Genomic DNA, 14,289 nt, shown 5'->3' on the forward strand with positions numbered 1-14,289 from the left:
CCTCATGTCGCGCGCGCTCTTGCTCATTGATATCCAAGAGGGGATGGACAGTCCCCTCTGGGGTGCGCGCAACAACCCAGACGCAGAAGACAACGCGGCGCGGCTCCTCGCCGCGTTTCGCGACTCTGGTGCGCCGCTCTTTCACGTGCAACACTTTTCCAAACGCCCCGCCTCGCCGCTTCATCCAGACAATGGCGGCACTGCGATCAAATCCATCGTCGCCCCGCGCGAGGGTGAGCCTGTTTATGCCAAAGACACCAACTCGGCCTTTATCGGAACGACGCTCGAAGCGGACCTGCGCGCTGCGGGCGTGGACGGCGTCGTGGTCGCAGGGCTTTCGACGCCGCAATGCATTTCGACCTCGGTGCGCATGGCGGCCAATCTTGGCTTTGAGACATGGCTGGCCCATGACGCCTGCGCGGCGTTCGAGACCCATGCCGCATATGACTGGGCCGAGGGTCTGCCGCGCATGAGCGCAGACGATATTCACATCATGGAGGTATCGATGCTGCATGGCGAGTTCTGCCGTGCAATGTCTACCGATGCGATCCTTGAGGCGCTGGCATGAGCGATTTCCTAGACGTCTCCGCTTCCATAACCGGGCGGCGCTGGGTTGGCCCCTCCGTCGAGGTCAGCCGCGCAGCAGAAGCGCTGCAGCAAGCGACCCCCCTGCCCCCGGCGCTCTGCGCGGTGTTGGCGCGGCGTGGGGTTGAAGCGGCAGAGGCGGACGCGTTCCTTGACCCGAAGCTCGCCGACCTCCTGCCCGATCCGCGCAGCCTGCGTGATATGGAGGCGGCAACGGAACGGTTCCTTCGGGCCGTGAAGGCGCGGGAACGGATTGCCGTTTTTGCGGATTATGACGTGGATGGCGGGTCGTCAGCCGCGCTCTTGATTGTGTGGCTCCGGTCGATGGGACGCGAGGCGACGCTCTATATTCCCGACCGGATCGACGAGGGGTATGGCCCAAACGTGCCCGCGATGCAGAACTTGGCACGCGATCACGACCTGATCATCTGTGTGGACTGCGGCACCCTTAGCCACGAGCCGATTGCCGCCGCAGAGGGCGCGGATGTGATCGTTCTCGACCACCACCTCGGCGGCGAGACGCTGCCGCCCGCCTGTGCAGTGGTGAACCCGAACCGACAGGACGAGGATGGTGCGCTGGCGCATCTCTGTGCGGCGGGAGTCGTGTTCTTGATGCTCGTCGAGGCGAACCGGAGCTTGCGCGAGGCCGATGTGCGCGGGCCGGACCTAATGGGGCTCCTTGACCTCGTGGCGCTTGCCACGGTTGCGGACGTCGCGCCGCTGATCGGCGTGAACCGCGCGTTGGTGCGGCAGGGCCTCAAGGTCATGGCGCGGCGGGATCGTCCGGGGCTTGTCGCCCTTGGCGACGTGTCGCGCATGGATTCGGCACCCAATAGCTATCACCTCGGCTTCCTCCTTGGCCCACGGGTCAACGCAGGCGGACGGATCGGCAAGGCCGATCTTGGCGCGCGCCTGCTTGCGACGGACAACGAACAGGAAGCCCGTGCGATCGCCGACCGTCTCGACGCGCTCAACACCGAGCGACGCGAGGTCGAGGCCGCCGTACGTGCCGCAGCGCTGGCTCAGGCCGAGGAACGGGGTCTCGAGGCACCGCTTGTCTGGGCTGCGGGCGAGGGCTGGCATCCAGGTGTGGTCGGCATCGTCGCCAGCCGCCTCAAGGAAGCCACCAACCGACCCGCCATCGTGATCGGCTTTGACGGCGACGAAGGCAAGGGATCGGGGCGTTCGATCTCGGGCGTGGACCTCGGCGCGTCGATCCAGAAACTCGCGGCGGAAGGGCTTCTTGTGAAGGGGGGCGGGCACAAGATGGCGGCGGGCCTCACAGTGATGCGTGATCAGCTTGAGCCGGCCATGGCACGGCTCTCAGAGCTTCTCGACAAGCAAGGCGCGGGCGCGGCCGGTCCGGCGGATTTGCGGCTCGACGCGATGCTCATGCCGATGGCGGCGACGCCGGAACTTGTTGAGGATATCGAGAAGGCCGGCCCCTTCGGAGCAGGCGCCCCTGCCCCACGCTTCGTCTTTCCGGCGATGGAGATTCGTTTCGCCAAACGGGTCGGCGATAGCCACCTCAAACTGACCTTTGGGGACGAGAGCGGCACACGGCTCGACGCGATTGCCTTTGGTGCGTTTGACACCGCACTTGGGCCGGCACTCATGGCGCATGGCGGGGCGCGGTTCCACCTTGCCGGGCGCATCGAGATCAATAGCTGGGGCGGGCGGCAATCGGTGCAACTCCGGCTTGAAGACGCGGCGCCTGCATGATCCGCACGGGCAGGGAAAAAATCCGTCCGAGTCCCAAATTTCCGCTTGCGCCCAGAAGGCCCATTGCCTAAATACCGCCTCACGCTTCGGCACGGCCCGTTCGTCTATCGGTTAGGACGCCAGGTTTTCAACCTGGAAAGAGGGGTTCGATTCCCCTACGGGCTGCCACCGAAGCAATGTTCTCCGGACAGTTGGATTGAATAAGACCAACCGTTCCTGTGGCCCGTTCGTCTATCGGTTAGGACGCCAGGTTTTCAACCTGGAAAGAGGGGTTCGATTCCCCTACGGGCTGCCACTTCCCCCAAACATCTGATCTATCGCTGTAAGCTTCGGGATTGAGGCTGCTGCGTTGCGCCTTGGGGCCGTGTCTCCAAAAGAAAAGGAGGCCGATCTCCCGGCCTCCTTTCCAGTCCAAATCCGTCAAGGGACGCAAAGCGACGGATCAGTCCTTGTCTTGATCGTTCATCAGGCGTTGGTCTTCGCGCATCTCGAGCCACATGGCGTTCAACACGGCGAACATCGCGGCGAGCGGAAGGCCCAGGAGCCAGGCAAAATACCACATCTTCGGTTCCTTTCCTTAGTAAACAGAATGCGAGTTTTCGGTGACGTCGGCCTCTGTGACCTTGCCCCAGAGCACTTTGTAGACCCAGGCCGTATAGGCGAGGATGAGCGGCATAAAGATCGCCGTCATCACGAGCATCACGAAGAGGGTCTGGTGCGACGAGGAGCTGTCCCAGACGGTCAACGAGCTGTTGGGGTCTTTCGACGAGGGCAGGATGAAGGGGAACATTGTCAGGCCCACCGAGGAGATGATGCCCGTGATGCCCAGCTTCGACCATAGAAGCGTCGAAACCTCGCGCCCGGCGCGCAGGCCAAGGACGGCCATGGCGATCCCGGCAAAGCCCATAATCGGCGCGACGATGATCCATGGTCGCGCGCCATAGGCCGCCATCCAGGATCCGCCCTTGAACACCTCGCTATGGAGAGGGTTGGCGGGGCCATCGGTCACCGCTGCGTTCACGAAGCTATATCCATCGACGCCGAGTGCGAGCCAGACACCGGCCAACGCGTAAGACGCGAAGGCGACGATCCCGGCGACGGTCCCGATGCGCGTTGCGCGGCCCTTGACCGGGTCTTCAGCCTTGAGGCTCAGCCACGCGGCACCATGCATCAGGAGCATGGAGAGCGAGACCACACCTGCCAGAAGCGCGAAGGGATTCAGGAGGCCAAGGAACTTGCCGTAGAACGTGCCATCATACATCGGCATCAGGCTGTCGGTGAGGTGGAAGGGCACGCCTTGCAGGACGTTGCCCACGGCCACGCCAAAGATCAGCGCGGGCACCGCACCGCCGATGAAGAGCGCCCAGTCCCAGCCGTTGCGCCAAGATTGCCTATCGCGCTTGGAGCGGTACTTGAAGCCCACGGGACGCAGGATCAGCGCCGCGAGGACGACGAACATGGCGAGATAGAAGCCCGAGAAGCTCACCGCGTAGAGCGGCGGCCAAGCGGCGAAGATCGCGCCGCCGCCAAGGATGAACCACACTTGGTTCCCTTCCCAGACCGGACCAATCGTGTTGATGGCGATGCGGCGTTCCACGTCGGTCTTGCCGACAAAGGGCAGCAGCGCTCCAACGCCCATGTCAAACCCGTCGGTCAGGGCAAATCCGATCAGCAGGACACCCAGCAGCGCCCACCAGATCACGCGAAGGATTTCGATATCGATCAATTCATGCAGGATCATGTCTCTTACTCCGCAGGGGTTGCGTTATCCGCCGACAGGCGGGCGGTATGCGCGGCTGTCCAGGCGTCGGTTTCGTCCACGTCCATATACGGGCCCTTCCGGATGTATTTCACCATCAGGCTCATCTCGATGACGAACAGGACAGAATAGAAGGTGACAAAGCCCGCGAGCGTAATGAGAAGATCCGCGATACTCAGGTGGCTTGCCGAGAGCGCCGTGGGCAGGATGCCGTCCACGGTCCAAGGCTGACGCCCGAATTCCGCCACGAACCAACCAAGCTCGGCCGCGATCCACGGCGCCGGGATCATGATGACTGCAAGGCGCAGGGCGGGACGCGGGAACTCCATCTTGCGGAACGAAGCCCGGTAGAAGAAGTAGAGCATCGTGCCGATAAAGCCGAAGCCAAGCGCGACCATAATGCGGAAGGCCCAGAAGAGCGGCCAGACAGTCGGCACCGTGTCATTGGAGGCCAGAGCGATCTGATGCTCGGTCGCTTCGCGCGGGTCGTCCACATAGCGTTTGAGCAGGAAGGCAAAACCAAGATCGGCGCTATGCGCTTCGAACTGCGCCTGAAGGTCTTCCGGGATCGGCGCGCCCTTGAGGGCTTGGATCTTCATCAGGGCGTCATAGGAGATAAGACCGGTGCGAATCCGCGCCTCGGCGTTCTCAACGAGCTCTGCAATGCCGGGGATTTCCTTGGTGAGCGACCGGGTGCCGATAAGGCCCATCACCGCAGGAATATGCACGGCGTAGTGGGTCTCACGGGCGAGATCGTCGGGGAAACCGAAGACGGTAAAGGAGGCCGGAGCCACTTCGGTGTGCCACATGCCTTCGATCGCCGCGAGCTTCATCTTTTGGCTGTGCGTTGCGGAGTAACCGGATTCGTCCCCAAGGATGACCACCGAAATCGCCGCCATCAGGCCGAAAGACGCAGCCACGGCGATGGACCGACGGGCAAGTTCGAGGTGACGACCTTTGAGCAGATACCAAGCCGAGACACCGAGAACGAAGACGCTCGCCGTGACGTAACCTGCCGAGACGGTGTGCACGAACTTGGCCTGTGCCACTTCGTTGAACACCACGTCGAAGAACGAGGTCATCTCCATACGCATCGAGAGCGGATTGAATTCAGCACCAACCGGGTTCTGCATCCAGCCGTTGGCAATCAGGATCCAGAGCGCCGAGAAGTTTGAACCGATGGCGACGAGCCACGTCACGATCAGGTGGCCAATATTGCTCAGCTTGTCCCAGCCGAAGAACATCAGGCCCACGAAGGTCGCTTCAAGGAAGAACGCCATCAGGCCCTCAACCGCGAGCGGCGCACCGAAAATGTCACCGACGTAGTGGGAGTAGTAGGACCAGTTCATGCCGAACTGAAATTCCATGGTGATCCCGGTCGCCACGCCCAGCACGAAGTTGATGCCGAACAGGGTTGCCCAGAATTTTGTCATCTGCCGCCAGATCGGGCGGTTGGTCATGACATAGACCGTCTCCATGATCGCGACGATGATCGACAGACCAAGCGTCAGCGGCACGAAGAGGAAGTGATACATCGCTGTCATCGCGAATTGCAGCCGCGACAGCTCGACGAGATCCAGCTCCATAACGAGCGCTCCTCAATAGATTGCAACACAAAGGTGCGTGAATAATTCACCTTTTCAGTGTTGGCATACTCTCGTCGGGCGCCAATGCCTTTGATCTAGGTCAAAAGATAAATCAAAGATAAATGTTTTTCGTTAAGAAAGGCGGAACACCCTGTCGACACTCGAGATTTCGGCACGACGATGCGAGGCCATGAGGATCGCCGCTTCGGGCAACCAGGCTCGGATGCCTGCAAGAACCCTCTCCGCGGTCTGGGTATCAAGGCCCTCTGTCGGCTCGTCGAGCAGCAGGACGTCCGGGCGGCGCAACAAGGCGCGGGCAAGGACGAGGCGGCGACTTTCGCCTCCGGAAAGCCCTGCCCCGCTTTCGCCAAGCGTCCCATCAAGCCCCCCCATACGGGCGACAACCTTGGCAAGTTGCACGGCTTCGAGCACGGCGTCGGCCTCTTGCGTGGTGAGGTCCGGCTTGGCGAGGGCGAGGTTTTCAAACACGGTACCCCCGACCAGCGCGCTTCGCTGAGGCACCATGGTGAGTACGGCGCGCAGTTCGCGTTCGCCAAAAGCGCGCAGGTCCTGACCAAGCACCTCGATCTCGCCGCGATAGCCCGGCTCGGTCCCGGCCAATAGCGCGAGCAGGGTCGATTTGCCTGAACCACTCGGCCCCACGAGAGCGACGGTCTCGCCGGGGGCGATACGCAGGGAGAGGTCATGGATCAGGTCGGCGGAAGCCCCCTCACGGCGGAATGAGAGCGCCTTGGCGGCGATCCCCGCCCCATGTGCTGCGCCACCAATGCGGGGCGCTTCGGTGCCTTGCTCTTCGTGTTCGAGGATACGTTCAGCGGCATCGCGGATGCGCCCGATCTCGGCGATACCGCGGCGCAGGGGCATCACGGTTTCACCAAGCGCGAGGGCGACGAAAAAGCCGATCGCCGCGCGGGCGGGATCGAGTGCCTCGGTCGCCACGAGATGACCCCCAAGCGCCAGCGCCGCGCCTGCGATCACGGTGACGAGAAGCGACAGGATGAGACCTGCTTCGCGGTCCACGCGGTCGAGGCGTGTCATGGCTTCGCGCATCGCGTCATCGGTTTCGCGCAGGGCGGCAAGGTGCGTTTGCAGGCGTCCTTGGACGAAGAGATCGGCACGGCCCCGCATCATGCCGATGGTGTCTTGCCGCAGTGTCTGATTGGCGCGTTCGGCGTCGCGGGAGGGGGCAAAGGTCACCCCCACAAGGCGCAGCATCACGAGCCCCCCACCAAGAAGGTAGCCAAGCGCAATCGTCAGCGCCATTTCCGGCGTTGTCAGCCAGCGCAGCACGAGGAAGACAAGCGCATGCGTCAAGAGCGCGGCAGCGACCGGCAGGCCCAGGCGCAACACGATCCCGTCAAGCGCATCCACATCCGCCGTGATCCGCGTCAGGGCGAGAGGGCCACGCAGGCGCTGCATCGCGGGCAGAGACAGGCGCGACAGGCGGCGCATGAGGCTCGTGCGCAGGGCCGAGAGCGCACGCAGCGTCGCATCATGGGTCAGGAGGCGTTCGCCATAGCGTGTGCCGGCCCGTCCAAGGGCGAGAAGGCGCACACCGGCGCTGGGGCGGAAGACATCAAAGGCGATACCGATCCCGGCGATGCCAGCGAGACCCGTTGCGGTGATAAACCACCCCGAAAGGCCGAGAAGCGCGGCGCCCATGAGCAGCACGGCGACAAACATCAACGCCCCGCGCCACATCGCACCGGGCGCGGCGGACCAGATCAAACGAAAGGCGGTCCAGAGGAGTTTCATGCGCTGCTCTCCCCTTTTTGCGCAGGCGCCATATCGATATGTCGATCCATCGCCGCAAGGACTTGGGGATCATGAGAGGCCACAAGCACGGTTGCGCCCGCCTGTGCGAGGTCTTTGAGGCTGGTGATCAAGGTCGCGGCTGTGTCGGAGTCGAGGTCAGCGGTTGGTTCGTCGGCAAGGACCACATCGGCCCCACGCAGGATCGCACGGGCCACGAGGAAGCGCCGCGCCTCCCCGCCTGAGACGCCTGCGCCGGTTTCACCAAGCCGGGTTTCGAGCCCGTCAGGCAGCGCAGCAACGATGCCGTCCGCATGGGCCGCTTTGAGGGCTGTGTCGAGGCCACCCCCAGTCGCGTCCGGATCGAGGAAGGCGCGCAAGGTCATGTCGGGCATGTGGACGGCTTGCGGGATGAGTGTCAGGCGCGTGCGCCATGCGTCGGCAGTGGCCTCGTCAAGATCGGTACCCGCAACAACAATCCGCCCCTCCGCGAGCGGTGCAAGACCGGCCAGCGCCAGAAGACAGCTTGTCTTGCCAGCACCGCTTGGGCCGCAGAGAGCCACGGTCTCGCCCGGTACGAGATCAATTTCGGGAAGCGCGACGGGCTGCCCGCCACGTAAGACCACTGCGCCGCGGGTCGACAGCGTGGCGATACCTGCCAGCGGCGCAGCTTTGCCCCCCTGCCCCGGGACGGTGTCGCTTTCGATGGCTTCGAGCGCGTCCATCTCCTCGGCCACGGCCAGCGCGGCGGCGCGGTCATGCCAAGCGGCGGCAAGATCGCGCAGGGGTTGGAAATATTCGGGCGCAAGCAAGAGGATGAAGATGCCGTGATAGAGCGTCAATTCACCGCCCCACGTGCCGAACTGCATCTCGCCGAGAAGCGAAAAGCCGACATAGACGGCGACCATCGCCACCCCAAGCGCAGAGAAAAGCTCGAGCACGGTGGAGGAGAGGAACGCCACGCGCAGCACCGCCATGGTGCGATGGCGCAGGCCTTCGGCGCGGGCCTCGAAATCATCCTCGGCCTGTTTCGTCGCATCGAGAAGACGGATATCGGCGAGCGCCGAGAGGCGGTCAATCAGAAGGTCGTTCAAAGCGCCGATCTCGACCATCTGGCGTTCGCTCGCCTGCTTCGCCGCCATGCCGATCAGGGCCATGAAGACCGGGATCAGCGGCCCGGCCACCAGCAGAACCAGCCCTGCCGCCCAGCTTATGTAGAAAGTCAGCGCAAGCAGGACGACCGGCACCACCTTAACGCGGGTCATCGCCGGGCGGTAGCGCGTCAGATATGGCGTTAGAAGCGGGAGTTTCTGCGCCGCCAGCGCGGCCAAGGCCGCCGAACTCGCCGCTTGCTCGGCGCGCCCGGCCTCGCGGGCGAGCAATTCGTGACGCTCATCCGAGATGAGGCCGTCCGCCATGCGAAATAGAACTCCACCGGCCCAATGATCAAGGAGCGCGCGCAGGGCACCGATCGCGACAAAAAGCAGTGCTGCCCAAAGAAGTCCCTCGGGGTTGCCTTGGGCCCACGCTTGAATGGAAAGTGCGGCGGCACCTGCCTGAACCGGCCAGAGCACTCCCGCCAACGTCAGCGCGTAAGAAGCGCGTTTGAGCGCCGGGCGCGCGGCGCGATCAATCCTAGCCAATGCGGCGGATTTTGCAGACGAGTTGCGGCTCATGGGATCTAGCGTTGGTTTTGTTCGCGTCTCGGGTCCCGCAAGCTTTACTGGATTTTTTCCCAGTTTGACCAGCGGCCAGCCGCGACAAAAGCGCCCTGCACCGCATGGTCAACCGAAGAGCGTCACCTCTTATCGCACCACGAAGACCGATTGGGTCGCATGGCGTGCAATGCGCGAGGCATTGGGGCCGATCAGATAATCCTGAAGCTGGGACTTATGAGCACCGACCACGATCGCCTTGGCATCCACTTCGCGCGCGACCTTCAAGACACGATCATAGATCGTGCCCTGATCCACGTGTAGCGTCACCGGGCCGATGTCCTTGAACGTGTCACCGGCCCATGCCTCGAGCGCCTTTTTCGCGTCGGAGAGGATTGTCTTGTTGTGCGATTTGTCAAAGTAACTCCCGACGATAGACATGCCGAAGTCAGGCACGACGTTGACAACGTGCAACGTGGCGCCCTCGGTCTTGGCCATGCGCAATGCCGCCTGCGCCGGGCGTTCCGAGCCCTTGAGGTCGTTCAGGTCGACGGTCAGGAGAATGGTGTCAAACATCTCGTTCACTCCTCAAAAGGCCGGCTGGGTCGCACGGCGACGCTGGATCAAGACTATACCGGCCAAGAGCAGCAAGGCCGGGATGAAGAAGATTTCCTTGGGCAAGCGATCATTCTCGACCTGCACCTCGGCGATGATCACTGGGCTGTCGCCATAGAAATCATACTCTGTGCCAAGCGTCTCGAAATGCGGTGTGCCGGGGAACGGCTCTTCCAGAAGAAGCGCCTCGCCCTCGGCAAAGGCCGTGAGACCCTCGGCAGAGAGCGCACCGCTCGCATCGCCAGACAACGCCGGGATGACGACGGTGGTCGGGCGGACCTTCGCCGTGTCGAAATCCGGACCTTCGATCAGGAGGCGGATATCCTTACCGGTCTCTTGCGCCTCGATGAGCTCGAAGGCGGCGGGACCGGAGGCGCTCATGTATTTCTCTGACACTTGGTCGAGGAAATAGCCCGGTCGGAACAGGGTAAAGGCGATGACCAAGAGCACGGCGCTTTCCCAGCGGCGCGACTTGGCAATGAAATAGCCCTGAGTCGCCGCGGCGAAGAGCAACATCGCCAGAAGCGCCACGAAGAACACCACAACGGCCTTGAGCGGCCCCACGTCGATCAAGAGAAGATCGGTGTTGAAGATGAACAGGAACGGCAGGAGCGCGGTGCGGATGTCATAGGCAAAGCCCTGCACACCGGTCTTGATCGGGTCCCCGCGCGAAATCGCCGCCGCCGCATAGGCGGCGAGACCCACAGGGGGCGTATCATCCGCTAGGATGCCAAAGTAGAACACGAACATATGCACCGCGATAAGCGGCACGACGAGGCCAGCCTGTGCGCCAACAGTGACAATCACCGGGGCCATCAGGGAAGAGACCACGATATAGTTTGCCGTGGTCGGCAAGCCCATCCCGAGGATCAGCGACAGGACCGCGACGAGGATCAAGAGGATCATCAGGTTCCCCCCCGAGATCACCTCGATCACTTGGCCAATGACTTGATGCGCGCCGGTGAGAGAGATGGTGCCGACGATGATACCGGCCGCACCTGTTGCGACGCCGATGCCGATCATGTTGCGCGCGCCCATGATGAGGCCCTGCACAAAGTCTTGCCAGCCAGCGCGGGCTTCGCCGCCGATATCGCCACTGCGGAAGAAGGCTTTCAGCGGGCGGTGCGTCAGGGCAATGATGACCATAAACACGGTCGCCCAGAAGGCCGAAAGCGCGGGAGACAAGCGTTCAAGCTCCTCCGTGCGCACCATGAGGTTCCAGACCAGGATGAAGATTGGCAGCGCGTAATATGCCCCACCGATGAGCGTCGGCGTCAGGCGCGGTGCCTGTGGCACGGGCGCGTTCGGATCGTCCACCTCGATATCCGGGTAACGCGCCGCCACCGCAACGAGGAAGACGTAGAGCACCGCCACCAGGATCAGAGCGGCATAGACGGTTTCCGCCATGAACGGGCCGAGAAGCATCCGCACCAACACCATCAGATAGGTGGCGGCACCAAGGAAGATAAACCCTGTCAGGAACAGGATCAGGATCATCAACACGCCGATCTTGCGACCGTCCTTCTTGAGGCCTTCGAGGCCCATCTTCAGGCTCTCGAGGTGCACAATATACAGAAGCGCGATGTAGGAGATCACCGCCGGAAGGAAGGCGTGCTTGACCACATCGATATAGGGAATGTTGACATACTCGACCATGAGGAAGGCCGCCGCGCCCATGACGGGCGGGGTGAGCTGACCATTGGTCGACGAGGCAACCTCGACCGCGCCCGCCTTCTCTGCCGGGAAGCCGATCCGTTTCATCAGCGGGATGGTGAAGGTGCCAGTGGTCACAGTGTTGGCAATGGACGAGCCGGAGATCATGCCGGTCATCATCGAGGATAGGACCGAGGCCTTGGCCGGCCCGCCACGCAGTGCGCCGAGGAGCGCAATGGCGACTTTGATGAACCAGTTGCCGCCGCCCGCGCGATCGAGAAGTGCACCAAAGAGGACGAAGAGAAAGATCATCGTTGTCGAAACGCCGAGCGCGACGCCGAAGACCCCTTCGGTCTGCATCCAGTAGTGGCCGAGTGCCTTCGTCAGCGACGCGCCGCCATAGTTGGTGATATTGCGGGCCCATTCAGAATAGCCACCGAAGAAGGCAAACATCACAAAGGCCGAGGCAATGATGACAAGCGGCAGGCCAAGCGAGCGATAGACGCTGATGAGAAGGACGATCATGCCGATCGCGGACATGATGACGTCAGTGTTCGTCCAGAGGCCGGGGCGATCCGCGATTTGGTAGCGGAAAACAACGAGGTAGAGACAGGCGCTCACCCCGAGGATGAGAAGACCCCAGTCATAGGCGGGGATGCGATCACGCGGCGAGGATTTGAATAGGGGAAAGGCCAGCGTCGCCAGCGTTATGGCAAAAGCGAGGTGGATATAGCGCGCCTGCGCAACGACATTGGCGAAATCGGAAAGCCCCGTCAGCTGGGCCACGACACCCGGCACCTTGGAGGCGATGTAAAGCTGAAACAGCGACCACAGGATGCAGATGGCGATGATCGCCCGCCCCTGAATGCCGATTGGATTACGTGCGCCGGTATCGGCTTCTGCCACCATGGCGTCTGCGGCAGAGGTGCCATCGTTCTGATGATCTTGTGCCATGTGTCTGTCCCCGTTGAACTGATACGTGAATGCGCCCCTTCTTTGCGGGGGCGCATTCGTTTGTCATACGTCTCCGAGGAGAAGCTTACTTGAGACCAAGCTCCTTGTAGGCCTTCTCGGCGCCCGGATGCAGCGGTGCAGACAGGCCGTCATTGACCATCTGGTTCGGGTCAAGATGCTTGAACGCCGGGTGCAGGTTGCGGAAATCGTCGATGTTTTCCATCACGGATTTCGCTACGACATAGACCACATCATCCGAGATTTTGGCCGAGGTCACAAAGGTCGCGCCGACACCGAAGGTCGTGGTGTCCTGATCATTGCCAGCATACATACCGCCCGGGATCGTTGCGACACGGTAGTAGGGGTTGTCGGCGACCAGCTTTTCGATCGGTGCACCGGCCACGTCAACGAGGGTCACGTCACAGGTTGTGGTGGCTTCTTTGATGGCAGCGGCCGGGTGACCGATGGTGTAGATCATCGCGTCGATGTTGCCATCGCAAAGCTGCTTGGCCATTTCCGAGCCTTTATACTCGGTCGCGAGAGCGAAGTCGTCCATCGCGATGCCGAAAGCGTCCATCACGACTTCCATGGTTGCGCGCTGGCCGGACCCGGGATTGCCGACATTGACGCGCTTGCCCTTCAGGCCTTCGAAGCTCTCGATGCCGCTATCGGAGCGCACCAGAAGCGTGAAGGGTTCCGGGTGCACGGAGAACACCGCGCGGATATCCGGGAACGGGTTGTCGGCGAACTTCGAGGTGCCGTTATAGGCGTGGTACTGCCAGTCGGACTGGGCCACACCGAACTCGAGCTCTCCGGCCTTAATGGTGTTGATGTTGTAGACCGAGCCGCCCGTCGATTCTACGGCGCAGCGAATGCCGTGCTCTTTGCGCGACTTGTTCACGAGGCGACAGATTGCACCACCGGTCGGGTAGTACACGCCGGTCACACCGCCGGTCCCGATCGAAATGAACTCCTGAGCGGTGGCCGCCGTGGAGAAGGTCATGGATGCGACCAGTGCCGCACCTGCCAGTTTCAGTTTGGAAATCATCTTAAGCTCCCTTGTTGATGACTTTGTTGATTGCGAAATCGTTTATTCGAGCGCCCCGAATTCCCCGAGGCGACGGTTCCGGGCTTCTACATCCCGTATTCTCTGGCTGGCGCTTTCCCCTGACCGCGCCACAAGCATGGCGATCATCGTCTCCATCAGGACCAAGGTCGCCGCGTAGGAGGAGAAGAACTGCGGGCTCTCTGAGGGTACGATGAACGAGAAAGACGCATGTTGTAAAGCCGGACAGGTATGGCTGTCGGTCAATACGATGGTTTGCGCCCCCGCCGCACGGGCCATTTCAGCAGCAAAAATCGCGCGAGAGGCATAGGGTGTCTTGGTCACAACAAGAAGCACATCGTTTTCGTCCAGTGACGAAAGCGAGGCCCCAAGCGAAGCCCCCATACGTCCGGCCAGCGTCCAGTTGGTGCAGAAATAGTTGGCGAGATAAGCCATGTATTCCGCGATTCCCGTCGAACTCAGCGCGCCAAAAAGCACCACGTTGCGCGCCTCGGCAAGAGCATCGACAGCAGCCTCGAGGCGCGCGCGGTCTACGGATTCTGCCAGATCAGTGATGTTCCAGATGCAGGCTCCGGACTGACGCTGAAGGAAGGTGGCGCCCTCATCCTTGTCGAGCTTGAGGCGTTCCGCACGCTCCGAGAAAGACATCGCGCGTCCGCCCATCGCTCCGCGACACAGCTCGCGCATGTCCTCGTAGGTGTCGAACCCAAGGGTCCGCGCAAGGCGCGAGAGAGTTGCAGGGGAAACACCGCTTGCCGCCGAGACCGAGCGCAGAGACCGTGCCGCCACATCCATCTGGTTGGCCACGACATAGTCTGCCGCATCCTTCAGCTTGGCGCTGAGGTCGGCGTATGAATCAGCAATTCGGTCTTCGATCCGAGCAGACAGGTTCACGAATCCCTCCTATTGACTCGCATTTTC

At 62.1% G+C, this 14,289-nt stretch carries 11 protein-coding genes and 2 tRNA genes; 4 read left to right on the forward strand and 9 right to left on the reverse strand.

Going from position 1 to position 14,289, the window contains the following annotated elements:
• Window positions 1-4 precede the first annotated feature (4 nt).
• The 4 genes from R1W01_RS16945 to R1W01_RS16960 all read left to right on the forward strand — a co-directional run bounded on the left by R1W01_RS16945 (window position 5) and on the right by R1W01_RS16960 (window position 2,602).
• Window positions 5-568, forward strand: coding sequence for a cysteine hydrolase family protein (locus R1W01_RS16945; protein ID WP_297756692.1), 564 nt, complete (start codon window positions 5-7; stop codon window positions 566-568).
• Window positions 565-2,307, forward strand: coding sequence for a single-stranded-DNA-specific exonuclease RecJ (gene recJ / locus R1W01_RS16950; RefSeq protein WP_297756691.1), 1,743 nt, complete (start codon window positions 565-567; stop codon window positions 2,305-2,307). Before R1W01_RS16945 ends, recJ begins: the two co-directional genes overlap by 4 nt.
• Before the next feature lie 93 nt (window positions 2,308-2,400).
• Window positions 2,401-2,475: transfer RNA gene (locus R1W01_RS16955), tRNA-Glu, on the forward strand.
• A 52-nt stretch (window positions 2,476-2,527) separates the two neighbouring features.
• Window positions 2,528-2,602, forward strand: a tRNA-Glu gene (locus R1W01_RS16960).
• 147 nt (window positions 2,603-2,749) lie between these two features.
• On the opposite strand, the gene cydX is transcribed toward R1W01_RS16960, so the two are convergent.
• The 9 genes from cydX to R1W01_RS17005 form a co-directional block, all read right to left on the reverse strand.
• Window positions 2,750-2,869 (reverse strand): cytochrome bd-I oxidase subunit CydX, encoded by a 120-nt coding sequence (gene cydX, locus R1W01_RS16965; RefSeq protein WP_243614386.1) that lies wholly within the window; start codon window positions 2,867-2,869, stop codon window positions 2,750-2,752.
• 15 nt (window positions 2,870-2,884) lie between these two features.
• Window positions 2,885-4,048, reverse strand: a complete 1,164-nt coding sequence (gene cydB / locus R1W01_RS16970; protein ID WP_297756690.1) for a cytochrome d ubiquinol oxidase subunit II — start codon at window positions 4,046-4,048, stop codon at window positions 2,885-2,887.
• A 5-nt stretch (window positions 4,049-4,053) separates the two neighbouring features.
• Complete coding sequence (locus R1W01_RS16975) at window positions 4,054-5,652, reverse strand: cytochrome ubiquinol oxidase subunit I (protein WP_297756689.1); 1,599 nt, start codon at window positions 5,650-5,652, stop codon at window positions 4,054-4,056.
• A 132-nt stretch (window positions 5,653-5,784) separates the two neighbouring features.
• Window positions 5,785-7,428: an amino acid ABC transporter ATP-binding/permease protein gene (locus R1W01_RS16980; protein WP_297756688.1), complete on the reverse strand. Its 1,644-nt coding sequence runs from the start codon at window positions 7,426-7,428 to the stop codon at window positions 5,785-5,787.
• Window positions 7,425-9,101, reverse strand: a complete 1,677-nt coding sequence (gene cydD / locus R1W01_RS16985; protein WP_297756687.1) for a thiol reductant ABC exporter subunit CydD — start codon at window positions 9,099-9,101, stop codon at window positions 7,425-7,427. Before cydD ends, R1W01_RS16980 begins: the two co-directional genes overlap by 4 nt.
• A gap of 129 nt (window positions 9,102-9,230) precedes the next feature.
• Window positions 9,231-9,656: a universal stress protein gene (locus tag R1W01_RS16990; protein WP_243614381.1), complete on the reverse strand. Its 426-nt coding sequence runs from the start codon at window positions 9,654-9,656 to the stop codon at window positions 9,231-9,233.
• A gap of 12 nt (window positions 9,657-9,668) precedes the next feature.
• A complete protein-coding gene (locus R1W01_RS16995) occupies window positions 9,669-12,302 on the reverse strand; it encodes a TRAP transporter permease (RefSeq protein ID WP_297756686.1) in 2,634 nt (877 codons plus the stop codon).
• A gap of 85 nt (window positions 12,303-12,387) precedes the next feature.
• Complete coding sequence (locus R1W01_RS17000; RefSeq protein WP_297756685.1) at window positions 12,388-13,350, reverse strand: TAXI family TRAP transporter solute-binding subunit; 963 nt, start codon at window positions 13,348-13,350, stop codon at window positions 12,388-12,390.
• A 42-nt stretch (window positions 13,351-13,392) separates the two neighbouring features.
• Entirely contained in the window at window positions 13,393-14,262 is an 870-nt protein-coding gene (locus tag R1W01_RS17005; protein ID WP_297756684.1) for a MurR/RpiR family transcriptional regulator, read from the reverse strand.
• Window positions 14,263-14,289 lie beyond the last annotated feature (27 nt).

Origin of the sequence: Shimia sp. FJ5 (assembly GCF_032918335.1) — a bacterium.
In the GTDB taxonomy this organism is placed as follows: domain Bacteria; phylum Pseudomonadota; class Alphaproteobacteria; order Rhodobacterales; family Rhodobacteraceae; genus Shimia; species Shimia aestuarii_A.